This is a genomic window from Ochrobactrum teleogrylli (genome assembly GCF_037482325.1).
Taxonomy (GTDB): domain Bacteria; phylum Pseudomonadota; class Alphaproteobacteria; order Rhizobiales; family Rhizobiaceae; genus Brucella; species Brucella teleogrylli.
Window position 1 is genome coordinate 1,961,722 of sequence record NZ_JBBHKQ010000001.1, and the last position, 26,526, is coordinate 1,988,247.

The following is a 26,526-nucleotide window of genomic DNA, read 5'->3' on the forward strand; positions in this document are numbered from 1 at the left end:
TATGATGCGACTGAGGGATTAATCCATACGGACAACGAATGCGTTCTTGGCCCCAGCCTTCCATGCCGCGCGCAGCAGGGCATCGTTGCCGCCCTTTTCTGCAACAGCCGTGAGTTCGTAGAACTCGCCCGTTTCAGTCGGCACTTTGGTGCGTTTGACTTTCGCCGTTTTCGGCAAGGCGCGCTGCATCTTTTCAGCCGCTGCAAGCGTGTCGAACAGACCGAGTTCAACATACTCGCCGTGCTCTTCGGCATTGCGGCGCTTCCATGCATCCGAAACAGCGCTTGCCGTCAGGATGCTGCCATAAGTGCGTTCTTCCGTATAGGCGCTTGCGGCGATCCGATCAGACGCATAGCCCGTCAGTCCGCTGATGTGACCCGCATTGGCCACACCAAAGCTTCCATTCGGCTTGCGCGACGGCAGAGGTACGTTCGGTGGCAAAACCGGTGCCGGACCCGACGCATCGCCATAGGCCGGATTGACCGAGAATGGCGATTCCTGCGGCACAGGTGCGGAAACCGGCATAGGTGCGCTTTGCGGCGCCATGGCAGGTATCGGAACAGCGGATTTCGGCGAGGTCGGCGTCGGGCCGTTCATGGCCATCATCACGCCCGTTGCAGGCTGGCCGATCATGTCGCCGCCAGCCGGACGATAGGATGCCATCAGATAGGCATCATCCTTGCCGTCGAGCGGTGCGCGCCCGACATATTCCACCTTCACATTGGCCGTGCCGTGATGTTGGTAATCGAGCATTTCCGCCGCTTTCTGCGACAGATCGATCACGCGATCATATTCATAGGGACCGCGATCGTTGACGCGCACGATGACTGAGCTACCGGTATCCATATTGGTCACGCGGGCATAGCTCGGCAACGGCATGGTCGGATGCGCTGCGGTCAGATGCGTCATGTCATAGACTTCGCCATTGGCAGTGAGACGGCCATGGAAGGCCTCGCCATACCAGGACGCACGACCGACGGCGGTATAATTTTTGTCTTCTTTGGGATAATACCAGCGGCCCTTAACCTTGTAAGGCTGGCCCGTCTGATCTCGTCCGCCCCCACGGGGCATAGGCTTGCCGGTGCCATAGGCAACACGCGGGCTTGCCTTCACGCCATATTTGGATTCGGCAAAATATTCCTTGGAGCGCTTCGGCTTCGGCTTGGCAGTCGGCGGCGTCGCGCAACCGGCCAGAGCAACGGCCATGGCCATGAAAGTCATCATGGCGACCGAGCCGCGCTTATCACGCAACATCGCCGCCTTCTCGCTGACCGAAATTTTCAGCCCACGCTTCGAACTCATACGCCACACGCCCGCTACTCGACACGCAGCCAAAAACGCTGGCTGCACTTTACATAAATCCAGTGATGTCACCGATTTATTGACGGATCATTAAAACTTTCAGAAAAGCCGTCATTTGAGTCGCCACACGCACAAGATGATTAACGGAGCCGACGATCACCGCCTTGAATTGTGGAACCAATCTGCCTCCCACAGAGTTGGAAATACACAACAAGGAGAACACCATGTTTCGAGCACTCATTCTTTGGCTTCTGGGCGTACCATTCATCCTCGTGCTGATTATCTGGTATTTTTTCTTCTAAACACGGAACATTCGCAGGACTACTCCGTTTTAGAAGTGGCTCTCTTGACCTCTGAGCCAGTCACCTAACGTCATGATTAGGCCCGCGCTTCATAGCTGCGGGCCCTTTTTTTGGCTCGAGTTTACCGGTCGCGCGCCGGTTAAGTGGGAATAAGCGCGTTGATGGCCTGCCGGTGGAGCTTGAAATGCGCCGGTGTCCAGGTGGAAAGCTCGCCATCGGTATTCACCGCGCGCGGCTTCTTGGTGCGGATAATCACTTCTGTCGTCGGAAAGGCGCGCACATCATTCCATTTCGACTGCGTGCCGCGTCGCAGGCTCGGCAGTAAACGAAGCAGATGCCACCAGTGATCAACTTCGAGACTGTAGAAATCCAGCTTGCCGTCATCGATGGCCGCGTCCTTTTCAACGGCCATGCCACCACCGTAAAACTTGCCGTTGCCGACGGAAACCTGCAATGTTTTGATCTTTTCGGTGATGCCATCATGTTCGAGATAGGCGGTAAACAGCTCTGACCGCATCAAAATGCGCGCCGCGACGATACCATAGCCGAGCTTGCCCCATTTCTTTTTCGCGTCCGCGCTCAGTTGCTGCGCAAGTTCCGCGCTGAAACCGATACTGGCGACGTTGAAATAGAGGTGACCGTTCACCTCGCCGAGATCGATGGGATGCACCTTATAGGTCGCAATCTGACGGGCCGCCTCCACCGGATCAGCTGGAATGCCCACGGTGCGGGCAAAATCATTGGCTGTTCCGAGCGGCAAAATGGCGAGCGGCATGCGGGTTTCCATGAGCCCCTTTGCAGCCGCATTGAGGGAACCGTCACCACCGCCGATGACGACCAGATCATGGTCCCGCTCGCGCGAAATGACATCGGAGATCGTTTCGCCCTCGCGCGGCTGGTGCTCGAACAGTTCCAGCCCACCGCGCTCAAGTTCCGTCCTCATCGCGCCGCCGAACCCTTTCCCATTACGGGCATTGGGGTTCACAATCAGCAATGCGCGACGCTTTGTTGTCTTTGCCATAGAGTATCCGTCGGGTCCGTTTCGTTTCACCCACCGCGAGTTGCAGCAAGTCGTAAAAGGCTTGTTCAGCAGATGGCGACGGATCGGCGGATATCAATATGCGCAAATGCTAATTCTGCTACCTTTGACAGCAAAGTGAAGACTGTAACAGCATGTGATCGCGTCAGCTGAGCAACTTTTCGCAGGCCCCACCCTGCCGCCGCAATCTTACAGATTGACGGGTGGATAAAGAGAACATAGCTTGTGCCCAAGAGTGCCAAACTCTCCAATCTGATCGAGCCCGATGTGGCTACAAGATACTGAAATATCTTGCAGATTGCGGGTATGATGTAATGGTAGCCTGTCAGCTTCCCAAGCTGAACGCGCGGGTTCGATTCCCGCTACCCGCTCCAGTTTTTCCCAATACTTACAATCAATGACTGTTGCGACTGCGCCTCCTCGCACGACATCGCGCATCTCGATTAATACTTAAAAAGCCAAATCATTACACCATTATAAGTATATTATAATTTAGTAATTTATAATATTTATTATTTGCTCCCTAATACTTGCCGTATTAACTATTTTCATTTCAATATAGAATTCCGAATTATTTAAGAACGAGATAGTTCATGCAGCGATATTCTATTCTGATTTCAGTGGTAACGAGAAATCGCCCGGCGATGCTCGCCGCACTTCTCAAGTCATTGGAAAGCGTCGTGGTGCCGGAACAGGTGTCGCTGCATTTTCTGGTCGTCGAGAACGATTCTCGCAAATCGCTGGATGAACAGGTGACGGCTTTTGCTGCGCGCATGCCGGACCATATCGTGCAGTATCGGCTTGAACCGAGGATCGGCATTTCGCACTCCCGCAATTGCGCGCTGAACCATGCCGTCGATAACGGCCACGATTTTCTGGTCTTCATCGATGACGACGAAATTCCAGAACCAAACTGGTTGATCGAACTCTTTGCTGAGCAACAGAGGGAGAGCCTGGATATCGTCGGCTCGCCGGTGCGCCCGATGCCTGTCGAGGGCAAATTGAACATCTGGCAGAAATTCGTCTGGTCCGGGCTGGACCGCCTTGCCAGTCGCTCGGAGCGGAAATCACGCGCGAAATGGGAAAATGGCCTGGCTGGCGGCATCAAGGTCGCTACGGGAAGCTGGATGGGCAGGCTCGATTTCTTTCGCGAGACGGGACTGCGATTCGATTCCTATTTCGGCCTGACGGGCGGCGAAGACTGGCATTTGTGGGCCAAGGCCAAAACGCTCAATGCGAAAACGGGATGGGCGCCGGACGCCATCGTCTACGAGACTGTGCCGCTCAGCCGCCTGACCCTCGCCTATCACTTCCGCCGTAATCGCGATCACAACACGACGGAGTTCATTTCGTCCTACAAGAAGAACCCATCGCGGGCGCTCGGTAAACTGCCTTCGTTGCTGGCCAGCCGCAGCTGGAAATTACTGGTTTCGGTTCTCTCCATTCCGCTGAAAGGCGCGCCGGCAGTGCTGGCCTCCGCGACAGCGCTTGGAGGTCTTGTCGGGTTGCTCCGCGGCTGCCGAGGCAAGCAATCCATGCATTATGCGAAAACGACCGGGCACTGAGCATTTTTTCGAAAGTGTGAGCGGTTCTCGTAATAGATGGAACAAACAAAAACAGCCCCGTAAGACGGGGCTGTTTGCATTTCAAAATCTGGGCAGGCAATCAATACCAGCCGACAGCGACCTGCGCTTCTTCGGACATACGGTCTGCGGTCCATGGCGGATCGAAGGTCATCGAAACTTCGACCATGGAAACCCCCTCCACCGCTCCAACGGCGTTTTCCACCCAGCCCGGCATTTCGCCAGCCACCGGGCAGCCGGGGGCCGTCAGGGTCATTTCGATCTTTACGGTACGGTCGTCTTCGATATCGATCTTGTAGACAAGGCCAAGCTCGTAGATATCCGCCGGGATTTCCGGGTCATAGACGGTTTTCAAAGCCGCAATGATGTCATCCGTCATGCGCAGGAGTTCTTCCTGCGGAAGAGCGGAGGCAGAGAAAACAGCGCTGCCTTCGGCTTTCGCCGTTTCATCGGCAGGCTTGGTTGCAGCCTGATCCTGAACTTTTTGTTCCATCTCGGTCATCCGAAAAACTTCCTCGCCTTTTCCAAGGCTTCCGCCAATGCATCCACTTCAGCGCGGGTATTGTACATGGCAAAGGATGCACGGCATGTAGAGGTGACGCCAAAGCGTTTCAAGAGGGGCTGTGCGCAATGCGTGCCCGCGCGCACCGCCACCCCGGCCCTGTCGATCACCATCGACACGTCATGCGCATGGATGCCTTCCAGCGCAAACGAGATGATCGCGCCCTTGTCCGGCGCATGACCGAAAATGCGGAGCGAATTGATTTTGCCCAGTTGTTCGTGGGCGTAATCGCGCAAATCTTCCTCATGGGCGAGAATGGCGTGACGACCAATCTTTTCCATATATTCGAGCGCCGCACCAAGACCGATTGCCTGAACGATGGGTGGCGTGCCAGCTTCGAAACGGTGTGGCGGATGATTATAGGTCACGTATTCTTCCGTGACTTCCTCGATCATTTCGCCGCCGCCCTGGAAGGGGCGCATCTTTTCCAGCATTTCGGCGCGACCATAAAGGACACCGATACCGGACGGACCATAAACTTTGTGGCCAGTGAAGACATACCAGTCGCAGCCCAGATCCTGCACATCGACCGGCAGGTGCACCGCGCCCTGACTGCCATCGACCAGAACCGGAATGCCCCGCGCATGGGCAAGCTCAACGATCTTCTTGATCGGCGTCACCGTGCCAAGCGCATTGGACATATGCGTGATGGCGACGAGCTTTGTGCGATCGGTCAGGCGCTTCTCGAATTCCTCGATATGGAAGATGCCTTCATCATCCACCGGCGCGAAAACCAGCTTGGCGCCCTGTCGCTCACGGATGAAATGCCACGGCACGATATTGGAGTGGTGCTCCATGATCGAGACCAGAATCTCGTCGCCTTCGCCAATATGCGGCATGCCGTAGCCATAGGCGACCGTATTGATTGCCTCGGTGGCGTTCTTGGTGAAGACGATCTCATCGACCGAGCCCGCATTCAGAAAACGCCGCACGGTTTCGCGCGACTTTTCATAAGCATCGGTTGCAGCATTCGACAAAAAATGCAGGCCGCGATGCACATTCGCATATTCGTTGGAATAAGCGTGCGTCACCGCATCGATGACGCTTTGCGGCTTTTGCGCCGAAGCGCCATTGTCGAGATAGACAAGCGGCTTGCCGTGGACTTCGCGCGACAGAATTGGAAAATCCCGGCGGATGGCTTCCACGTCATAGGCCGCAACAAGCGGATTCTTCTGGTCCATGATCGTTCCTTTTGCCGTTCGGCAGGAAGGACGGCGCGCACATCTGAGCGCACCGTCCTATTCAATCAGGCATGAACGGCGAGCCAGTTGGACAGCACGGCTTCCAGCGCTTCCACCAGCGTTTCGTCTTCCAGCTCTTCAATGATCTCGGCGATGAACGCCTTGATCAGCAGGCCACGCGCCTCGTTTTCCGGAACACCGCGGGCCATCAGATAGAACAGATAGTCCTTGGAAAGCTCGGCAACCGTTGCACCGTGACCGCAGGCCACGTCATCGGCAAAGATTTCGAGTTCCGGTTTGGCGTCGAACTCGCCTTCGTCCGAAAGCAGAAGCGTGTTGCAGGCCATGCGGGCATCGGTCTTCTGGGCGATCTGCGCAACGCGGATCATGCCCTGGAAAACGCCGCGCGCGCGGTCCTTCACCACATTGCGGATGATCTGGGTCGAACGGGTGTTCTCCACCAGATGGCCAACCGTCATGGTGATGTCGGTGTGGGTGTCGTCGGCCAGAAGATTGAGGCCGCGAAGCTCGAAGTCGGAATCTTCGCCCGTTACATTGACGTGCACTTCCTGACGAACCAGCTTGCCGCCCGCATTGACGATGTATAGCGTGAGCTTGGAGCCTTTGCCAATCGTCGCATTGAACTGCGAAAGCTGCGTCGCCTGGCCGAAATCACGCAGGATGACCCAGAGGACTTCTGCGCCGTCACCAACCGAAACGTGGCTCACCGACGTCGAGAACGCATCGCCCTCGCCGCCATTCTGGCGCTCGATGATCGTTGCCTTGACATCCGAACCGATGCGAACCGGGAAACGCGTGTGGCTCTGCCCGGTCTTCTGGATGTTCTGGATTTCGAGAGGCGCTTCCAGCTCGGTGCCATCGGCAATCGAAACCATCCAGCCATCGCTGACATAGGCAGCGTTGATCTGGCCAATCGTATCGTCGGTGCCACGTGCTTTAAGCTGAAGAGCCAGCGAACCATCGGCCAACGCTTCGCGAACCGGGGTCAGCGAAACGCCTTCCGGCGCCTTGGCGTCGAGCGCAGCGCCATTGCTGGCGGCAAGAATGGTGGAACCGGTGAGCAAAGCCGCAAGCGGCTTCGTACCGGCAGCGCTATCAAAAGGCGCGACGCCCTTCAAAAGTGTGCGGAAATCCGTGTAATGCCAGCTTTCGACGCGGCGCGACGGAAGCCCGATGCTCTTGAGCAGCTCAAGCGCGGTATCGCGTGCGACGACGACATCGCCATTGCCCGACAAATCGCCGATATAATCGCCAAAATTGTCGATCAGCGCGCTTTCAGCGGGCGTCCTCGGCTTTGCGGTCTGAGCGGTCTGGATATTCATAATCCAATCCTCCTCAGGCTGCTTCGCCGATTACTTCGGCATAACCGTTTTCTTCCAGATGCAGTGCGAGGCTCTTGTCGCCAGACTTGATGACCTGGCCCTTGTAAAGCACGTGCACGCTATCGGGAACGATGTATTCGAGCAGACGCTGATAGTGGGTGATGACGATCACGGCGCGGTCAGGCGAACGCAGCGCATTGACGCCTTCCGAAACGATCTTCAGCGCATCGATGTCGAGGCCAGAGTCGGTTTCGTCGAGCACGCAGAGGCTTGGCTCCAGAAGCTGCATTTGAAGAATTTCAGCGCGCTTCTTTTCGCCGCCCGAGAAGCCGACATTGAGCGGGCGCTTCAGCATGCTCATGTCGATGTTGAGGCCGCCGGCGACATCCTTCACCCGCTTGATGAATTCCGGAATCTTCAGTTCCGGCTCGCCGCGCGCCTTGCGCTGGCTGTTCATCGCGACTTTCAGGAATTCCATCGTGGCAACGCCCGGTATTTCCATCGGATACTGGAAAGCGAGAAAAATGCCCTTGGCAGCGCGTTCTGCCGGGTCGAGTTCGAGGATCGACTCGCCATTGTAGAGAATGTCCCCTTCGGTCACTTCGTAGTCGTCGCGACCAGCGAGGATGTAAGACAGCGTGGACTTGCCCGAACCGTTCGGCCCCATGATCGCAGCCACTTCACCCTTGTTCACGGTGAGGTTCAGGCCACGGATGATTTCGGTGTCCGTATCGGCGATCTTTGCGTGGAGGTTCTTGATCTCAAGCATGAATGTAAACCTTGTTCTAATGCCAGGAAAAGGCTGGCCAGAAAAATCAATGGGGAAGAGGCGTGTCGATTGGTTAGCCGACACTGCCTTCAAGCGAGATGCCGATCAGCTTCTGGGCTTCGACGGCGAACTCCATCGGCAGTTCCTGAATGACTTCCTTCACGAAGCCATTGACGATGAGAGCGATTGCCTCCTCTTCCGGAATGCCGCGCTGCATTACATAGAACAGCTGGTCTTCGGAAATCTTGGAGGTGGTTGCCTCGTGCTCGAACTGCGCCGTAGCGTTCTTCGCTTCGATGTACGGTACCGTATGCGCGCCGCAATCGTTGCCGATCAAAAGCGAGTCGCACTGGGTGAAGTTGCGGGCATTCTCCGCCTTGCGATGCGCCGAAACCTGTCCGCGATAGGTGTTGTTCGACTTGCCAGCCGAAATTCCCTTGGAAATGATGCGGCTCGACGTGTTCTTGCCGAGATGGATCATCTTGGTGCCCGAGTCGATCTGCTGATAACCGTTCGACACGGCAATCGAGTAGAACTCACCGCGTGAGTTGTCGCCGCGCAGAATGCAGGACGGATATTTCCAGGTAATGGCAGAGCCGGTTTCAACCTGTGTCCAGGAGATCTTGGAATTGTCGCCACGGCAATCGCCACGCTTGGTGACGAAGTTGTAGATGCCGCCCTTGCCGCTGCTGTCGCCCGGATACCAGTTCTGGACCGTCGAATACTTGATTTCGGCGTTTTCCATCGCAACCAGTTCAACCACGGCGGCATGAAGCTGGTTTTCATCGCGCTGCGGTGCGGTGCAACCTTCCAGATAGGAAACATAGGCGCCTTCATCGGCGATGATGAGGGTGCGCTCGAACTGGCCGGTGTTCTTCTCGTTGATGCGGAAATAGGTCGAAAGCTCCATCGGGCAGCGAACGCCCTTCGGAACATAGACGAACGAACCGTCGGTGAAGACAGCCGAATTCAGCGTCGCATAATAGTTGTCCGACACCGGAACAACCGACGCTAGATATTTCTGCACCAGTTCAGGATGTTCACGGATAGCTTCCGAAATCGAGCAGAAGATCACGCCCGCCTTGGAGAGTTCTTCCTTGAAGGTGGTCACGACCGACACGCTGTCGAACACCGCATCGACGGCAACACGGCCGGACGCATAGACATTGTCTGACGGATTGCCGTCGATTTCGCTCGGATCGCCCTGCTTGCGCACGCCCGCAAGAATTTCCTGCTCGCGCAGCGGAATGCCAAGCTTTTCGTAGGTCTTGAGAAGTTCCGGATCGACTTCATCCAGCGACTTCGGGCCGCTCTGGTTCTTCGGCGCCGCGTAATAATAGGCGTCCTGGAAATCGATCTTCGGATAATCGACACGCGCCCAGCTTGGCTCTTCCATGGTGAGCCAGCGTTCATAGGCCTTCAGACGCCATTCCAGCATCCATTCCGGTTCATTCTTCTTGGCGGAGATGAAGCGAATGATATCTTCGTTCAGGCCCTTGGGAGCCTTCTCTGCTTCGATCGTCGTCTCGAAGCCGTACTTGTACTGATCCACGTCAAGGCCGCGGACCTGATCAATGGTCTCCTGCACTGCAGGCATTGGCGTTCTCCATCCTCGTCGGGGTCAAGGCCCGACAGTTGCAAACGTCAAGGTGATATGTCTTGAACAATACCGCCTCAATATAGTGTGCGTGACGCTTCTTTAAAACCTCTCTAAACTAGATTTCAAGCGCCGCACGTAAATTTGTCCGAAAAATTCAAGAATATTTTGGGAATGGCGTAAACCCGGCAGCCATTCCAGCGTTTAAACACACTTCCGCCGCCTATTTCCTGCTTTCGTGACGCTCAACAATTTTGCGCAGGACGGCGAGAAACGCTTCGACCGAATCCATGCTCACATCCGGTTCCAGCGACACACGGATCGCGCCGGGGCCGTCCTCATGGCCCATGGCCGCCAGCACGTGGCTTGGACCGACCTTGCCTGACGAACAGGCAGAACCCGCCGAAAGCGCTATTCCGCCAAGGTCAAAGGCGATCTGGACTGTCTCGGCCTTCTGGCCATCGAGCGAAAAGAACGTTGTGTTCGGAAGACGATCCACGGACTTGCCGTGAATCACTGCCCCGGGTGCGATTTCCAAAATCCCCGCTTCCAGTCTGTCCCGCATATCGGGAGACCAGCCGCCACTTTCAAGCCGCTCTTTCGCAACGGTTGCAGCAGCGCCGAAGCCCGCAATCAGCGGCAAGGCTTCTGTACCGGCACGGTGTCCCTTCTCCTGACCGCCGCCGCGCACCAGCGCACGCGGCATCATCAGATCTGAAATGGCAATAACCGCACCGACGCCTTTCGGACCGCCGATCTTGTGGGACGAAACGATGAGATAATCGCCACAATTATCTGAAATATCGAGCGGAATACGCCCTGCCGCCTGAACGGCATCGACGACATAAATGCCGCCCGCAGCCTTCACGATAGCGGCAATCTCTGCCACGGGCTGAACGACACCGGTTTCGTTATTCGCGGCCTGCACGGCGACCAGCGGCAAGCCCTTGCTTTTGTCATAGGCAGCAAGCGCTTGCTCCAGCACATCGAGCCGCAAAATGCCGTTTGCATCGACAGGCAATGCCGTGATGCTGTCAGCGGCAAACTGACCGCCAGCGGTCATGCAGGGGTGCTCGGTCGCGCTGACATAAAGATGCGAAAGGCGCACCGGCGAACGCCCCATCATATAATTCGGCGTCAAAAGCGTCGATGCAGCTTCGGTCGCGCCGGAGGTAAAGAAGACATGTTCGGGCTTGGCGTTGACCAGCGACGCGACGTTGCGGCGCGCCGCTTCAACCAGCGCGCGGGCAGCGCGGCCCTCACGATGCACGGAGGACGGATTGCCCGTAATGCTCAACGCCTCGATGACCGCATTGCGCGCTTCATCGAGCAAAGGCGCACTGGCATTATAGTCCAGATAGAGCCTCTTGCCGCTCCCGTTCACCGTCCCTATCTCCTAAATAACGTCAAGAATGGGCTTCGAGCGCAATTTCCTTGAATTTTCAATCGGGAAAAGCCTATTAAGCCATTACTGCGTGCTGAACTTCAGGTTCAGCCTGTCCAAATTTCAAATCGGTTCTAGAAGCGGCGTCCCCCAACGTCAAGTTCGCAGCTTCGGTCCGATCATCCCGTTACAAGCGGAGTACACATGCCAGAAGTCATTTTTAACGGACCAGCCGGACGCCTCGAAGGCCGCTATCAGCCTTCCAAGGAAAAGAACGCGCCCATCGCGCTCATCCTGCATCCGCATCCGCAATTCGGCGGCACGATGAACAACAAGATCGTCTACGATCTGTTCTACATGTTCCAGCAGCGCGGTTTTACGACACTGCGCTTCAACTTCCGTGGCATCGGTCGCAGCCAGGGCGAATTCGACCACGGCGCGGGCGAATTGTCGGATGCCGCGAGCGCGCTCGACTGGGTGCAGGCCCTGCATCCGGATTCCAAGAATTGCTGGGTTGCCGGTTATTCCTTCGGTTCCTGGATTGGCATGCAGCTTCTGATGCGCCGTCCGGAAATCGAAGGCTTCATCTCGGTCGCACCGCAGCCGAACACCTACGACTTCTCGTTCCTCGCGCCGTGCCCTTCGTCCGGTCTCATCATCCATGGTGATCAGGACAAGGTCGCACCGCCCAAGGATGTGCAGGCGCTGGTGGATAAGCTTAAGACCCAGAAGGGCATCACCATCACGCAGAACACGATTGAAGGCGCCAACCACTTCTTTGCCGGCCATGGCGATCAGCTGATCGAGGAATGCTCGGAATATCTCGACCGCCGGCTGATGGGCGAACTGGTCGAAGCGCGCCCGAAGCGTCTGCGCTAAACAACAAAATCGGTCGCAAACCAGATTGACCTGGTCTTATCCGGCGGATCGCTCCGCCGGATTTTTTGTGCATATTGATTTCGTCAGATCGATTCGTTTCTCAGCAGGTGCGCCATGCCGGTCTATGCCCTTCTCGCCATTGCCATCTGCTCCGAAGTCATCGGCACATTGAGCCTCAAGGCGTCGGAAGGGTTCACCCGGCCCATTCCATCTATTATTGTGGTCGTCACCTATGGGCTTGCCTTCTATTTTCTATCCCTGACATTGAAGACTATTCCCGTCGGCATTGCCTATGCAGTCTGGTCGGGGATCGGCGTCACACTGGTCGCGCTGATCGGCTGGCTCGTCTTCGGTCAGAAGCTGGATTTTGCCGCCGTGGCGGGCATGGCATTGATTATCGCAGGCGTAGTGGTTCTCAATCTGTTTTCAGGCACAGCACAGCACTGAACAATCGAAGCTGTTGACGAAACCTGCGCAAATTGCGTGTTTCGCCAGACGTTCGGGAGTTTCCTTGTTATTGGCGGTTGATTGGTGCTAAAGGCCAACTTATCACTTTGTTGTAAGCATCCGCTTACTCCAGTTTCAACTTCGCCTTACCAGTCAGGAAAAAGGAATGTCCGGTTTCAAATCCGATTTTCTTCGCACGCTTTCCGAGCGTGGCTTCATTCATCAGATTTCCGATGAAAGCGGCCTCGACGAATTGTTGGCCAAGGAAACCGTGACGGCTTATATCGGCTTCGACCCGACGGCACCAAGTCTGCACGCGGGCGGTCTTATCCAGATCATGATGCTGCACTGGTTCCAGCAGACCGGCCACAAGCCTGTGGCCTTGATGGGCGGCGGCACGGGCATGGTCGGCGATCCGTCCTTCAAGGACGAAGCGCGCAAGCTGATGACCGAAGATACGATTGCCGAGAACATTGCCGGCATCAAGCGCGTCTTCGCGAACTACCTCACCTTTGGCGACGGCGCCACCGACGCGCTGATGGTCAACAATGCCGACTGGTTGCGCAACATCAATTACCTCGAATTCCTGCGCGATGTGGGCCGTCATTTCTCGGTCAATCGCATGCTGTCCTTCGATTCGGTGAAGATGCGCCTTGACCGCGAGCAGTCGCTGTCCTTCCTCGAATTCAACTACATGATCCTGCAGGCTTACGACTTCGTGGAACTGAGCAAGCGCCATAATATCCGCCTGCAAATGGGCGGCTCGGACCAGTGGGGCAATATCATCAACGGTATCGACCTCGGCCACCGTATGGGGACGCCGCAGCTCTATGCCCTGACCTCGCCACTGCTGACCACCGCTTCCGGCCAGAAGATGGGCAAGTCGCTGGGCGGCGCCATCTGGCTCAATGCGGACATGCTGAGCGCCTACGACTTCTGGCAATACTGGCGCAACACCGAGGACGCAGACGTGGAACGCTTCCTGAAGCTCTACACGACGCTGCCGATGGATGAGATCGCCAAGCTTGCCGCGCTCGAAGGTTCTGAGATCAACGAAGCGAAAAAGATCCTCGCGACGGAGATAACGGCTATATTGCATGGCCGTGATGCCGCCGAGGAATCCGCCGAGACGGCCCGCAAGACCTTTGAAGACGGCGAACTGTCTGAAAATCTTCCGACGGTCGGCGTCCACAAGGCAACGCTCAACAGCGGCATCGGCATTCTGGCGCTGATGGTTCTGGCAGAACTCTGCACCACCAACGGTGAAGCCCGCCGTCATGTTGAAGGCGGTGCCGTGCGCATCAATGACGAGCCGGTCACCGATCCGCGCATGACGATCGACGCCGGTGCGTTGAACGATCAGGGCGTCATCAAGCTGTCGCTCGGCAAGAAGCGCCACGTGCTTATCCGCCCGGCCTGATCTGGCCAGCCCAATAATTGAAACGAAAAAGCCGGGCTCCTGCCCGGCTTTTTCACATCCGTATTATCGGCGCTAACCCGCTTTAAAACTCGAAGATCGAGCGGAAGATGCCTGGCGCAATGATCGAAATAGGATTGACGATCACCTGCGGCTGTTTTGCGCTTCCCGAAAGCTTGTAGGTGATGCCGATCAGGCCACGGTCGCGACCATTGCCCAGCAGCATACCCACGATAGGCACTTCCCCGAACAGGCGGTTCACGCCATAAGCAGGCATGAAGGTGCCGGTGATCGCCATATTGCCTTGCTTGTCGTAAAGCGTTCCCTGGAACGTTGTGCCGACCGATGGTCCGCGCACCACACCCTTCGACAGGTTGAGATAGCCATCGCCCTTTTCAATCAGCGAGAAGCCCCGCTCGACATCGACGCGCGACACGTCAATGTCACGCTTCACCGCCTGATTGAGGCTTGCACCACCGGTTGCAGGCGGGCTCGACACGAGCTTGGCCAGACGCGGCTCGTTGATGATCGCGAAGTTGCGGGCATCGATCTGTCCACGCAGCGGGCCATCGCCCTGCGCCGCAAGCCCAACGGTTATCTTGCCGCCGCGCATCTTGTCGTAGAAATCGAAAAAGCGCAGCACCGCGCCCGCATCATTGGACTGGAGCGAAATTGAGCGGGCATCGCCCTGATCATTATTCGTCGCGACGAATGATTGACCGGACGAAGTCTGGGCGTTGACGGAAACACCCGCAATGCGATTGCCGGAGCTTTCATAGGAAATAGCGACATTGCGCAAGGATTCGCCGTTGAAGCCGCTGACTTCATCGACCTGCGCGCTCACGACCACACGCGGCCCCTTGCTTTTGCCGCCGCTGCCCTTGCCGCCCAGATCGGACGCCTGCTTGATCAAGGCCCGCGCATCGAATTGCGATCCGCGCACATTGACCCGATAGCCATTGGCACCCTTGGTAGCCTTGACCGACAGACGGTCATTCCGGTTGAGACGCAATTCGCTGAAATCAGCCGACTGGAAATCGCCCTTGGCAATCGACAGATCGCCCTTTACGCCGAATGCATCCCCCGTGAAGACCAGATTGTTGATATCGATCTTGCTCTTATCATCCGGATTCTGGATGAAATCGAAGGTGGCCTTGGCCGGTATGCCAGCGCCCTTACGCCAGCCAAGCCATGACAGGTCCACCTGTGTTCTGCCAAGATCGGCCGTGACGTGGCGCTTACCGCCTTCCGCCATGCCGAGATCAACCGACATTGGCCCGGAAAAGACGGAGTTCAGCCCCGGAAACACCGCGTTGCGTGTCTTGTCGTCGATTTCCAGCTTGATCTTCTGATCGCGCTTGGCCGGTCCGGACAGATTAACCGGCTCGGTCATCGTCACCTTGCCGGGTACGCCATCGAGTTTAGCATCAGCGGTGATGACAGCGGCGGTCTGGTCAACCTTGATCGTGCCTGTCGCATTGCTGACATTCGATCCGCCCACCGGCTTTGCGATATCCAGATTGTTGAAGCCGATATCGGCGCTCCATTTCAAAGTGCCGGGCGGCGGGTCCTTCGACACGGCAAAGCTTACCTTCACCTGCGCTTTCACATCGCCCGATACGTCTTCCGGCAGGAAGGGCACGTTTTTCAGAACATCAATGGGCTTTTTACCGGCAATCTCGGCGATAGCGGATGCATCGCCCGAAACCGTAATATCGAGATCGGAAATAACCGGACGCTGCGGTCCCCATGGAATGATCAGCGTGCCGTTGGAAACGTCGGCCTTTCTGTTTTGCGCCGTATAGACGACCCCCTTGGGGAGCTTGATCGTCGTATGCGCACCGCGAACGGTGATCACGCCATCGGCATCGCGCACCGGCGGCAATTCACCGACCACGTCAAGACGTGTGTCGAAAACCTTGAAATCACCTTTGATTTCATCGCCCGTCAGCGGTGGCGGCAGACCCGGACCGTTAAAGCGTCCGGCAGCCAGCGAGATGTCGATCTGGCTATCTTTCAGCGTGCCGCCGTAAAGGTTTTTCAGAACCCATTCACGCGCGCCATCGGCCACGTCGATGGGCCAGAGATGCTTGGCGTCAGCCACAGGCATTTTAGGAATGCGCAGCATGAAGATCATTTCGGGCGAGCCATTGCCGAACGCCATGCCGCCCTGCCCGTAAAGCTGACCGTTTTCGGTCTGCACATCGAGATTGGCAAACTGCACACGCAGCTGATCAGCCAGAAAACGACCAGATATGCGGGTTGCGAAGGACAGCGGCTGCTCTGTCGACTCCGCTGGCATGCTCGTCGCCGAACTGGTCAGAACCTCGAAACGATAGGCCGGACCGTCCTGATTGCCCGCATCCTCCGGTTCTGGCCCGAATGCGCCGTTGAACTGCGCCTGAAGTCCCCCCAATTGCAGCCGCGATTGCTTGATCTCGATCTTGCGACTACCCACCTGATGCTCAAGGCTCAAAAGCGCACTGCCGCGCACGTCCTCGACCCGCCCCATCTGCATGTCGATGCCATCGACGCCCAGATCAACGCCAAGGCGTTCGGGCCGGTCGCCCGTCGCGGCTGTGCCGGAAAGCGTAATTTTTGCCTGCCCGTCCAGCTCGAAATGCGCCGGATTGATCCTGTTGTTCGCCATGACAGGCGTTACTTCAGGCGGCGATCCGAGCTTAACGGGAATATCATTGATGTTAAGCGCGAAGCCCTGAAGGCTGTTATCAGCAACATCGCGATCAATCTTGCCGTCAATCGCGATCCTCTTACCCTGCCAGAGCAGATCACCCGTGATGGCGATCTTTCCTTGATCTTCCACCAGTCGCGCAGTCTTGATTTCCACGGAATGTTGAGCGTCGCCCGCCTTGAAGCGGATGGTGCTGTTGAAAATGCCAATGGCGCGGGTGTCCTGCTGGCGCAAAAGCTCGACGCTCTTGCGCATCGCCGCGAAAATCTGCGCCGAAACGGCATCGAAATCGACGATGCCGCGCTCATCGTAAGGCAGGGACTTCCAGAAACCGTCGCCCTTCGCCTCCGGCATATCGAAGGTCACGCCCTCGACTTCGAGCTGCGCCACGCGCACCGATCCGGTCAAAAGCGGCAGAGGGGCCAAACCAAGGCGCACAGACCGGATGCCTTTGATTTCAACGCCTTGCCCGGGGTCGATCACGGAAACGTCCCGCGCTTCCATGGCGACATGGCTATCCTGATCGAGCGAAAGCGCGGCGCTGCCAATCGAAGCGGACGCGCCATCGCCCAGCACGCCGACCAGAGCCTTCTGCGCTTCATTACGCAAAAGCTCGCTGTTCACGCCGCCACGAAGAATGAGAAAACCCGCACCACCGACCAGAACAAGCAGAATGCAAATCGAAACGAAAGCATGGGAACAACGCGAAATAAATGACCGCCCCGAGCGCAACGGGCCGTCTGCGAGACCATCTGCGCCATCAGCGGCCAGACGCTCGATTCTATCCATCTCCCGCTTCGTGAAGCGGATTCGTTTCGGTTTCTCTGTCAACAACCCAGCCGGATATCAAGTGCTGCAATCGACGACGCTTCATAAGATGAATCATGAAACTATCGTATTGAATTGATTTTACTCACCCTTTCCATCTGAGACAGTGCTTGCGGTTTGCGCTTGCGTCCATTTTCCGACATTTCGCCAATCTGCGAAACGATGCGGTTTCCATGGTTGCACAAGCGTCACTCGAATGCGATAGCTCGGACTGTAACAGGTGATTTCCATGCTAATCCATAAAAGAAAGGCACAGATATGGCTCATCCCCAAGTTGGCGAAACGGCACCGGATTTCAGCTTGCCGTCAGATGGACTTTCGGGAAGCGGTCAACTCACCCTTTCGTCGTTGAAAGGCAAGCCTGTCGTCCTCTATTTCTATCCCAAGGATGACACGTCGGGCTGCACCAAGGAAGCGATTGCCTTTTCACAATTGAAGCCGGAATTCGACAAAATCGGTGCGCGGGTAATCGGCCTGTCGCCAGACAGCGCCACGAAACATGCCAAGTTTCGCAAAAAGCACGATTTGACCGTCGATCTCGTCGCAGACGAAGAACGCACAGCTCTGGAAGCCTATGGCGTGTGGGTCGAGAAAAGCATGTATGGCCGCAAATATATGGGCGTCGAGCGTACAACCTTTCTGATCGATGCCGCTGGCCGTATCGCACGGGTCTGGAACAAGGTGAAAGTTGCCGGTCACGCCGAAGACGTGCTGGAAGCGGCTCGCGCCCTATAGCCCGACGGAGTGTATCCTGTGATGCGCGAGACCAAGGCTCCCGAACAAACGCTGCGTGGCAATGCCATCCGTGCCATTGCTGCAGCCGATCTGGACGACAAAGTCCGCCTCACGCGCGAGACGGCGGCGCGCTGGTTCGGGCGCACGCTCTCGGTGCGAAGCCCGCTCGACCCGCCTTTGCCAGATCGTCCGGGCCGTCCGGACAAGCCGGAGCTTGTCCCGCCGCGCATGATGAAGAAGCGCTCGCTCCACACGGAGCATGGCCGTATCGCGCTGATGCACGCTCTTGCGCATATCGAGTTGAATGCCATCGATCTGGCGCTCGATATTGTGGCCCGCTTTGCAGCCAAGCCCATTCCGCGCAGCTTTTTCGATGGCTGGATGAAAGTCGCTGATGACGAAGCGCGGCATTTCACTTTGCTGCGCAATCGCCTGAAAGATCTTGGTGCCGATTATGGTGACATGCCTGCTCATGACGGGCTGTGGCAGTCGGCGCATCAAACGCGCAATGATCTGGAGGCGCGGCTGGCCGTGGTGCCGCTCATACTCGAAGCGCGTGGGCTGGATTTGACGCCGTCGCTTCTCGAAAAGATGATCGAAACCGGCGATCACGAGACGGCAGCGATACTGGACACCATCTATAACGACGAGAAAACCCATGTCGCGGTCGGCGCGAAATGGTTTCGCTTTTTCTGCGCGCGTAATCGCATCGATCCGGTCGCCCGCTTTCAGGAACTGGTGCGCACCAATTTTCGCGGCGATCTCAAGCCGCCGTTCAACGATTTGGCACGGGCCGAAGCCGGACTGACGCCGTCCTTTTATCGCAACCTGTCTCCGGTCTCGATCTGAGACACTTTCCGGCCCGCATGGCTGGCGCAAGCCACGAATGCAAAGCTTTATTAACCCTAATAAGTTGTAATCAAACTTAGGGAATCGGTGCGTTTTCCAGAACGTTCCGCCAGAATTTTGCAGTTCGCATCCGTGTTCAGGTTCCGAGCTGCTCTATCGGGGGGCATGTGGGTGCCATGACGAATAAACGGGCGAAAACAACGGGAAAGACGGTCTTCGGTGAACGCAAGGAACCGCCTGTCGTCATTATCGCTCGCGGCGAGAAAATCAGCCATTTCACGTTTCGCCCTTGGATGGCCATTGCAGGCGGAGCGGCGTTTCTGGCGCTTTCAACTGCCTATCTCGGCTCCACCGCCTATCTCGTGCTGCGCGATGATCTGATCAGTTCCAGCATTGCGCGACAGGCACGCAACCAGCAGCTTTATGAAGACCGGATTTCGCTGCTGCGCACGGAAGTGGACCGCATTACGAGCCGCCAGATGCTTGACCAGCAGGTCATGGAAAACAAGCTCGCTGAACTCATGCAGCGACAGCAGACGCTGAGCGCGCGCGATGGCAAGCTTGCGCCTTTGCTGGAACGGGCATCGAAGTTGCAGCCAATGCCGGATATGCCGACACAGCCCGTCCCCTTCGCCGAAGAGCATAGCCAGCTTATCCCGGATGAGGCGATTGGCGAGCGGGACTTTCCCGGCATCGATCCGATCATAACCGGGCCTGTGCCCGCGAATGTCAAACCGGAGCGTCGTGCCGATGCGGGACCGCTGGGTCTGCGTCTTGCGGGCGGCATGTCGGGTGAATCCACAATCGAGACCTCCGACAAGTTGCTTGCCACCATCAACCAGACCCTCCATCGCATCGAAAGCGAACAGAATGGCAAGGTGCGCAATCTGGCGGATGCCGCTTATGAAAAAGCCGACACCATCGTCGACACGCTAAATTCCGCCGGGCTTCGCATCGAAACCTCGGACCAGGCGCATTCTGCCATGGGCGGCCCGCTGATTCCGATTTCAGCGCCCGGCACAATCGTCAATGATTTCGACATGCAGATCCGCAATCTCGACAGTGCACTGGAACGGCTCGATAGCGTTCGCAAACAAATCACGGCGATGCCGCTCGCGAACCCTGCCCCCGGTATGCCGGTGACGAGCCTTTTCGGATATCGCAGCGACCCGTTTTTCGGCAGCTCCGCCTTTCATTCAGGTATCGATTTTCGCGCCGCCTACGGCCAGACAATCCGGGCCACGGCTGCCGGAATGGTCATGAAGGCAGGACGCTTTGGCGGCTATGGTAACATGGTCGAGATTGACCACGGCAATGGTTTTGCCACACGCTTTGCGCATCTCTCGCAGGTTCTGGTCCGTGACGGGCAGAAGATCACCCGCGGCACGGTCATCGGTCAGGCGGGCAGCACCGGGCGTTCGACCGGGAGTCACCTTCATTATGAAGTGCGCGAGAACGGTCGTCCCGTCAATCCGGTCAATTTTCTCAAAGCGGGCAAACAGATAGAGCCGCTGCTTTAACAACAGCCATAAAAAACCCGGCGCTGAGGCCGGGTTTTTGTTATTCGCGGATTTCGAACAGGTATCAGTCGATATCGTCGATCATCTCGCCACCACCCTGAATGCGGTGTGCGAGCGCTGCTTCCATGAAAGGCGTTACCGCGCCATCCAGCACTTCCTGTGGATTGGTGCTTTCCACGCCGGTGCGCAAATCCTTCACCAACTGGTATGGCTGCAGAACGTAGGAACGAATCTGATGCCCCCAGCCGATATCCGTCTTGGTGGCATTGGCTGCGTCCGTCGCTTCTTCGCGCTTTTTCAGCTCTTCCTCGTACAAACGCGCGCGCAGCATCGACCATGCTTTTTCACGGTTCTTGTGCTGCGAACGTTCCGCCTGACACTGCACCACGATACCGCTCGCGATATGCGTGATACGCACTGCGGAGTCCGTCGTGTTGACGTGCTGACCACCGGCACCCGATGCACGATAGGTATCAATGCGAACGTCTGCTTCCGTCACCTGCACATCGATATTGTCATCGATCACCGGATAAACCCAGATACTGGCGAAGGACGTATGGCGGCGGGCATTGGAATCGTAGGGCGAGATGCGGACCAGACGATGAACGCCTGATTCGGTCTTCATCATGCCGTATGAATTGTGCCCCTTGACGAGAATGGTCGCGGATTTGATGCCCGCTTCATCGCCATCGTGCACTTCCATCACCTCGACCTTGCGGCCGTTGCGTTCTGCCCAGCGCGTATACATGCGCAGCAGCATCGACGCCCAGTCCTGGCTTTCCGTGCCACCGGCGCCGGCATGCACTTCGACATAGGTGTCGTTGGCATCGGCTTCGCCCGACAGCAGCATGTCGATCTGGCGGCGATCGATCTCGACCTTGAGTTCGCGGACGGTGTTTTCCGCATCGTCGATGATCGACTTGTCGCCTTCCTCCTCGCCCATGGCGATGAGTTCGATGCTGTCGTTCAATGTCTGGGTAAGCTGATTGATACCGTTAATGCTGTCTTCCAGCTGCTGGCGCTCACGCATCAGCTTCTGGGCTTCCTGGGCATCATTCCAGAGTGTGGGATCTTCGGCCTTCTGATTGAGATAGCCGAGACGTTTTATCGCCTGATCCCAGTCAAAGATGCCTCCTCAGCAGGCTTATGGCCTGCTTGATTTCGACAACCAGCGTCTCGATTTCCGCGCGCATGGGCAAATCGTTCCTTCAGTAATTCCTATTTCAATGGGAAACCAAACCGGACGCAAAGCCCGGCTCGTCATTTCCAGCGTCGGACAGCCTGTCCAAGCGCCGCGGACCATAGTGACGCGGCCACGCTGTGTAAAGGCCAAAGCCCTGTAACCGGATCAGTAAAGTCCGCCCGAGCCGGAGTTGATTGCACGGGTTGCTTGCGGCGATTGCGGTGCGACAGGCGCGCCTTCACGGAACGAATCCATACCGATGACCGAATAGCTGTCGGATGGTCCCGTGCCCGGCTTAAAGGCTTCCATAATCAGATTCGGGTCACCCTCATTGGTGCGCATACCGGTCTTGCGGTTGATCGCAATCAGCGTCATGCCTTCCGGTACGCGGAAGTCCACCTTGGGCGTTCCAGCCAGCGCCTGCTCCATGAAGGATTTGAACACCGGTGCAGCCAGACCGCCGCCCGTGCCGCCCCGTCCGAGCGATTCCGGAGTATCGTAGCCCATAAATACACCGACCACGAGGTCGGGCGTGAAGCCGACGAACCATGCGTCTTTTTCGTCATTGGACGTGCCGGTCTTGCCAGCCAGCGGACGGTCGAGGCTCTTCAGAATCTGCGCCGTGCCGCGCTGAACAACGCCTTCCATCATCGATGTGATCTGATAGGCCGTCATCGGGTCCAGCACCTGATCGCGATTGTCGATCAGGGTCGGCTCTTCCTGATTGGCCCAATCCTGCGCATTGCAGCCTTCGCACTGGCGCGCATCGTGCTTGAACACGGTCTTGCCGTAACGGTCCTGAATACGGTCGATCATCGACGGCGTGATGCTCTGGCCACCATTGGCGATGACGGAATAGGCCGTTACCATGCGCAGTACGGTGGTTTCACCCGCGCCGAGCGACATGGAGAGAACCGGCAGCATCTTGTCGTAAACGCCGAAACGTTCGGCATATTCAGCGACAAGCTTCATGCCCATGTCCTGTGCCAGACGCACGGTCATGACGTTACGCGACTGCTCGATACCGTAGCGTAGCGTGGACGGACCGGCGAATTTGCCCGAATAGTTCTTCGGCGCCCAGACACCGAGCGTACCGCCCTGATTGACTTCCAGCGGACCGTCCAGAACCACGGAAGCAGGCGTATAACCATTGTCGAGCGCCGCAGCGTAGACGAACGGCTTGAACGACGAACCCGGCTGGCGATAGGCCTGTGTGGCGCGGTTGAATTCCGATTCCGCATAGGAGAAGCCGCCGACCATTGCCAGCACACGGCCCGTATGCGGGTCCATGGCGACGAGCGCGCCTTCAAGCTTCGGCGGCTGCTGAAGCCGATAGCCGTTGCCTTCCTTCGAGACATAGATGATGTCGCCGGTGTTGAGTACACCTTCCGGCGACTTCGCACTGCTGCGCTTGCCATCGATATTGGTGACGCGCATCGCCCACTTCATGTCGTCGGCGGTGATAAAGGCGCGCTTGCGCTCCTTGCTGCGCGATCCGGACGCTTCGACTTCCGGCTGGAGGCCGATATCGGCACCGGCAGCGGAAACATTCAGCACAATGGCGAGCTGCCATTCCGGAACATCCGAATAGGACTGCATGTCGCCGAAGGCGGTGCCCCAATCATTGCCGAGATCGACATTCTTCAACGGCCCGCGCCAGCCGCGTGCTTCGTCATAGCGCAGAAGCGCAGACTGCAGCGATTTGCGTGCTTCGACCTGCAAGGTCGGATTCAGCGTGGTGCGGACCGACAGGCCGCCTTCATACAGGGCGTCGACACCATATTTCTGGATGATCTGGCGGCGCACTTCCTCGGTGAAATATTCCGATGCGAAGACATAATGCATATCGCTGCGCGATGTGACGCCGAGCGGCTGCTTCTTCGCGTCTTCCGCCTCAGCTGTCGTGATATAGCCGTTTTCGGCCATACGATCGATCACCCAGTTGCGACGTTCCATGGCGCGGGCTGGCTGGCGGAAGGGATGATAATTGTTCGGGCCCTTCGGAAGTGCTGCGAGATACGCGCTCTCCGCGATGTTCAGTTCGCCGACCGACTTGTCAAAATAGGTCAGTGCCGCGCTGGCGATACCGTAAGAGCCAAGGCCGAAGAAGATTTCATTCAGATAGAGTTCGAGAATGCGATCCTTGGAATAGGCCTGCTCGATACGCATGGCCAGAATCGCTTCACGAATCTTGCGGTCATAGGTCTGGGTCGAGGACAGGAGGAAGTTCTTCGCGACCTGCTGCGTGATGGTCGACGCGCCCATCGGGCGGCGACCCGAGCCCATATTCTTGACGTTAGTGATAACGGCGCGTGCCAGACCACCGAAATCGAGACCATGATGTTCGTAGAAGGTCTTGTCTTCGGCGGAGATGAACGCAGCCTTGACCCGGTTCGGCACAGCCTGGATTGGCAAGTACATGCGACGCTCGCGCGCGAACTCCGCCATCAGGCTGCCGTCCGATGCATGAACGCGGGTCATGACCGGCGGCTCGTACTTCGCCAGCACCTCATAATCGGGCAAATCTTTGCTAAGGCTTCCGACGTAAAGGGCAACGCCGCCTGCTGCCAGAAGCATCAGCACCGCACCAATCCCGAAGAAATAACCGATAAGCCTTACCATATTTGCGGAATCCTGCCGTCAGATTATGCCCATGATAAGCGTCAATGCGCCAACCGCCAACCCACGAGCCCCGTAAGGTTCATGGTATCAGGCTTAGTGACCATCAAATGCGTCAAACGCAAGATCGTTTATGCGTTTTAACAGAATTAACATCTTTAGGCTCGGTCCCGGAATAAAAATACGACAAACTGTTGCATGCATGCATCGTCGTGCTGGTGCTCAACCTTTTGTTACGATTGCCGGGCGTCGTAACGTTTCGAACGACTTGATTGCCAAAGCAAGTCGGTCAGCAAGTTTTTTCCGCCATTCCGGGTTGCTTATGAGTTTTTCGTCTTCTGCATTCGACAGATAGCCGATTTCGATCAATACAGAAGGCACGTCCGGGGCGCGCAGCACCTGAAATCCGGCAAAACGGTGCGGATTGTTGATGAGATTAACCTGCCCCTGCAATTGTGCGATCACCTTTTCCGCAAAGCTCAGCGAGAAGCTATGGGTCTCGCGGCGCGTCAGATCGAGCAGAATATCGGCAACTTCCGGCACTTCTTCCGGCGCGGTGCCTCCCAGATTGTCGGATTTGTTTTCACGTTCCGCCATGGCGCGCGCTACCGCATCCGACGCCTTGTCGGAAATCGTATAGACCGTGGCACCGCGAATATCCTGCTGATTGATCGTATCAGCATGGATGGAGATGAACAGATCGGCCTCATGCTGGCGCGCGATGCGGACGCGCTCGGACAAGCGAAGATAAGTATCGTCGTCCCGTGTCATCAGAACCTGAATGTTCTTTTCCTGCGCAAGACGGTCGCGCAATTCGACACCGAAGGCGAGCGTCAGGTCTTTTTCCTTGATACCGCTCAGGCTTTCGGCACCGCTGTCGATGCCGCCATGGCCCGGATCGATCATCACCGTAAACGGACGGGTCTCGATCTTGGCTGATTGAGCAGAAAGCGCAGCCTTGCGCTCGGTCGAACTCGTGATTTCTGAACGTCCTTGCAGTTGTGCGGTGAATTCCCGGTCGGACGTTGCGACCATATCCGCCACAAGACGATAACCGGACGCGCTTTCATTTTTCAAAACGCGCAGATTTTCCACCTTGAAGGGGCCACGCAGGGTCAGGATAAGGCGCGAACGCCCCTTCCCCGCCAGTCCGTAACGAACATTGGAAACCAGACCTCTGGCTTCAAGGCTCTTTTCGTCGAACCCGAAACGGGTTTCGGGCAACTCGATCACCAGACGATGGGGATTGTCGAAAAGGCGCGTCGTCAGTTCCGGCTCGCGGTCGAACATCACGACGATGCGGGTGCGCAGATCATCGCCTGCCATGCGAAAAGTGAGCGCCGTCAGCGACTGTCCGGCCTGATCGGCGGCCAGAGCGGCGCCCACCTGAAAAAGACCCACAAGGAGAAAGACCGCAAGCGCCAGCCATTGCCGCGCAGTTGCAGAGATTGTCGTTGCTTTTTCACCGTTTCGAAAATGCATTCGCCATCACGATCGAATAATATTGAATTGGTGGCACCGAATAGCGATGCCAGCGCTTTTATGTGCGCCTCAATGCGCAACTGTCCACCCGACCCGCTGCACGCAACTCATGAAACTGTCGTACAGAACTACGGTTAACGAAGGCTTTCCAGCCGCAATTGAGCCGCGAATATGACCTACATTCGGGTTACGACGAAATTGCGATGCGAATGTCAACTGATATTCGTACTTGTCATCATGCATCCGACGCCATAAAAGCTAATGCAGGTTACGGGTTAGCTGTCAGAATCGTTTGCCGGTTTTCGAATATGACCGGAGAGAACGAGAGCGAGAACAGTGGTTTATACGCTCACAGTCCCGGTGGCCGGAACAGAATTCAGTGGAGATGTGGCTCCCCCGCCCTCCACTTTTGATTGGTCGATTGCGCATTGTTACGCGCTGTCGCCACCGCATCGAACTTAAAGCCGGGTCCGGCTTCAGGATAGAACGGTGCGTGGATTTGAGAATTTAAGGTGTCCTTGTGCGTCCAGTTAGACGCACGGCGCTTTAACGCTCGAGAAGAGCAATGAAATCGGCCCGGTCTCCGGGTCATATATTGAGGTCGTTTCGTTCGGAACAGCTATGGGTCTAGTAAGACTGACCATCGCAAGCCTAAAGACCGTGATCGCCACGTGGCCGTCGCGCGTAAAGGCAGCAGCTTATGTTCCGGCGAACCCAGAACCATCCGGCAGATGCAATACGGTTAGGTCGGCAGCCTTCAGGGCTTCCTCCGGCGCACGTGTTTTGCGTCTTCGCGCCGGTAGGAAAGACACT

General features: G+C 56.9%; 19 protein-coding genes, 1 tRNA gene and 1 pseudogene. 8 read left to right on the plus strand and 13 right to left on the minus strand.

Going from position 1 to position 26,526, the window contains the following annotated elements:
- Nucleotides 1–18: 18 nt before the first annotated feature.
- Together WIX40_RS09160 and WIX40_RS09165 are read right to left on the minus strand one after the other, a co-directional pair.
- Complete coding sequence (locus tag WIX40_RS09160; protein WP_109368902.1) at nucleotides 19–1,302, minus strand: septal ring lytic transglycosylase RlpA family protein; 1,284 nt, start codon at nucleotides 1,300–1,302, stop codon at nucleotides 19–21.
- Nucleotides 1,303–1,743: 441 nt separating this feature from the next.
- Nucleotides 1,744–2,625 (minus strand): lipid kinase, encoded by an 882-nt coding sequence (locus WIX40_RS09165; protein WP_109368901.1) that lies wholly within the window; start codon nucleotides 2,623–2,625, stop codon nucleotides 1,744–1,746.
- A 318-nt stretch (nucleotides 2,626–2,943) separates the two neighbouring features.
- On the opposite strand from WIX40_RS09165, the gene WIX40_RS09170 reads away from it, so the two are divergent.
- Nucleotides 2,944–3,017, plus strand: a tRNA-Gly gene (locus tag WIX40_RS09170).
- A gap of 219 nt (nucleotides 3,018–3,236) precedes the next feature.
- Nucleotides 3,237–4,208 carry a glycosyltransferase family 2 protein gene (locus tag WIX40_RS09175; protein ID WP_109368900.1) on the plus strand — a complete coding sequence of 324 codons (972 nt, stop codon included), beginning with the start codon at nucleotides 3,237–3,239 and terminating at the stop codon, nucleotides 4,206–4,208.
- Between the two features lie 100 nt (nucleotides 4,209–4,308).
- On the opposite strand, the gene WIX40_RS09180 is transcribed toward WIX40_RS09175, so the two are convergent.
- From WIX40_RS09180 to WIX40_RS09205, 6 genes are all read right to left on the minus strand, one after another.
- A complete protein-coding gene (locus WIX40_RS09180; RefSeq protein WP_109368899.1) occupies nucleotides 4,309–4,728 on the minus strand; it encodes an SUF system Fe-S cluster assembly protein in 420 nt (139 codons plus the stop codon).
- Entirely contained in the window at nucleotides 4,725–5,969 is a 1,245-nt protein-coding gene (locus WIX40_RS09185; protein ID WP_109368898.1) for a cysteine desulfurase, read from the minus strand. Before WIX40_RS09185 ends, WIX40_RS09180 begins: the two co-directional genes overlap by 4 nt.
- 65 nt (nucleotides 5,970–6,034) lie before the next feature.
- On the minus strand, nucleotides 6,035–7,312 hold the full coding sequence (gene sufD, locus WIX40_RS09190) for a Fe-S cluster assembly protein SufD (protein ID WP_109368897.1): 1,278 nt from the start codon (nucleotides 7,310–7,312) through the stop codon (nucleotides 6,035–6,037).
- Nucleotides 7,313–7,325: 13 nt separating this feature from the next.
- On the minus strand, nucleotides 7,326–8,081 hold the full coding sequence (gene sufC, locus WIX40_RS09195; protein WP_109368896.1) for a Fe-S cluster assembly ATPase SufC: 756 nt from the start codon (nucleotides 8,079–8,081) through the stop codon (nucleotides 7,326–7,328).
- 73 nt (nucleotides 8,082–8,154) lie between these two features.
- Nucleotides 8,155–9,678, minus strand: coding sequence for a Fe-S cluster assembly protein SufB (gene sufB / locus WIX40_RS09200; RefSeq protein ID WP_078338531.1), 1,524 nt, complete (start codon nucleotides 9,676–9,678; stop codon nucleotides 8,155–8,157).
- A 223-nt stretch (nucleotides 9,679–9,901) separates the two neighbouring features.
- Nucleotides 9,902–11,062: a cysteine desulfurase family protein gene (locus tag WIX40_RS09205; protein WP_109368895.1), complete on the minus strand. Its 1,161-nt coding sequence runs from the start codon at nucleotides 11,060–11,062 to the stop codon at nucleotides 9,902–9,904.
- 204 nt (nucleotides 11,063–11,266) lie between these two features.
- Here WIX40_RS09205 and WIX40_RS09210 point away from each other — a divergent pair, with 204 nt between their 5' ends.
- The 3 genes from WIX40_RS09210 to tyrS all read left to right on the plus strand — a co-directional run bounded on the left by WIX40_RS09210 (nucleotide 11,267) and on the right by tyrS (nucleotide 13,808).
- On the plus strand, nucleotides 11,267–11,941 hold the full coding sequence (locus WIX40_RS09210; RefSeq protein WP_078338528.1) for an alpha/beta hydrolase: 675 nt from the start codon (nucleotides 11,267–11,269) through the stop codon (nucleotides 11,939–11,941).
- 114 nt (nucleotides 11,942–12,055) lie between these two features.
- Nucleotides 12,056–12,388: a DMT family transporter gene (locus WIX40_RS09215; RefSeq protein WP_109368894.1), complete on the plus strand. Its 333-nt coding sequence runs from the start codon at nucleotides 12,056–12,058 to the stop codon at nucleotides 12,386–12,388.
- Nucleotides 12,389–12,554: 166 nt separating this feature from the next.
- A complete protein-coding gene (gene tyrS, locus WIX40_RS09220) occupies nucleotides 12,555–13,808 on the plus strand; it encodes a tyrosine--tRNA ligase (RefSeq protein ID WP_109368893.1) in 1,254 nt (417 codons plus the stop codon).
- An 82-nt stretch (nucleotides 13,809–13,890) separates the two neighbouring features.
- On the opposite strand, the gene WIX40_RS09225 is transcribed toward tyrS, so the two are convergent.
- Nucleotides 13,891–17,286 (minus strand): DUF3971 domain-containing protein, encoded by a 3,396-nt coding sequence (locus WIX40_RS09225; RefSeq protein WP_339439827.1) that lies wholly within the window; start codon nucleotides 17,284–17,286, stop codon nucleotides 13,891–13,893.
- Nucleotides 17,287–17,583: 297 nt separating this feature from the next.
- Between WIX40_RS09225 and WIX40_RS09230 the strand changes: the two genes are divergently transcribed.
- From WIX40_RS09230 to WIX40_RS09240, 3 genes are all read left to right on the plus strand, one after another.
- Complete coding sequence (locus WIX40_RS09230; protein ID WP_109368891.1) at nucleotides 17,584–18,060, plus strand: peroxiredoxin; 477 nt, start codon at nucleotides 17,584–17,586, stop codon at nucleotides 18,058–18,060.
- A 21-nt stretch (nucleotides 18,061–18,081) separates the two neighbouring features.
- Nucleotides 18,082–18,909 carry a ferritin-like domain-containing protein gene (locus WIX40_RS09235; protein ID WP_109368890.1) on the plus strand — a complete coding sequence of 276 codons (828 nt, stop codon included), beginning with the start codon at nucleotides 18,082–18,084 and terminating at the stop codon, nucleotides 18,907–18,909.
- Between the two features lie 176 nt (nucleotides 18,910–19,085).
- Nucleotides 19,086–20,429 (plus strand): M23 family metallopeptidase, encoded by a 1,344-nt coding sequence (locus tag WIX40_RS09240; RefSeq protein ID WP_109368889.1) that lies wholly within the window; start codon nucleotides 19,086–19,088, stop codon nucleotides 20,427–20,429.
- A 64-nt stretch (nucleotides 20,430–20,493) separates the two neighbouring features.
- Here the strand turns inward: WIX40_RS09240 and prfB are convergent.
- The 4 genes and pseudogenes from prfB to WIX40_RS09260 form a co-directional block, all read right to left on the minus strand.
- Nucleotides 20,494–21,622, minus strand: a protein-coding gene (gene prfB, locus WIX40_RS09245) for a peptide chain release factor 2 (protein ID WP_339439828.1) whose coding sequence is annotated in 2 segments (ribosomal slippage) — nucleotides 20,494–21,552 and nucleotides 21,554–21,622 — 1,128 coding nt in all. Because the reading frame shifts where the segments join, the coding sequence is not laid out codon by codon here.
- A 155-nt stretch (nucleotides 21,623–21,777) separates the two neighbouring features.
- Nucleotides 21,778–24,234, minus strand: a complete 2,457-nt coding sequence (locus WIX40_RS09250; RefSeq protein WP_124915990.1) for a penicillin-binding protein 1A — start codon at nucleotides 24,232–24,234, stop codon at nucleotides 21,778–21,780.
- A 219-nt stretch (nucleotides 24,235–24,453) separates the two neighbouring features.
- A complete protein-coding gene (locus WIX40_RS09255) occupies nucleotides 24,454–25,713 on the minus strand; it encodes an N-acetylmuramoyl-L-alanine amidase (protein WP_124915991.1) in 1,260 nt (419 codons plus the stop codon).
- Nucleotides 25,714–26,345: 632 nt separating this feature from the next.
- Nucleotides 26,346–26,525 (minus strand): annotated as a pseudogene (locus tag WIX40_RS09260) (hypothetical protein); the annotation flags it as partial.
- Nucleotide 26,526 lies beyond the last annotated feature (1 nt).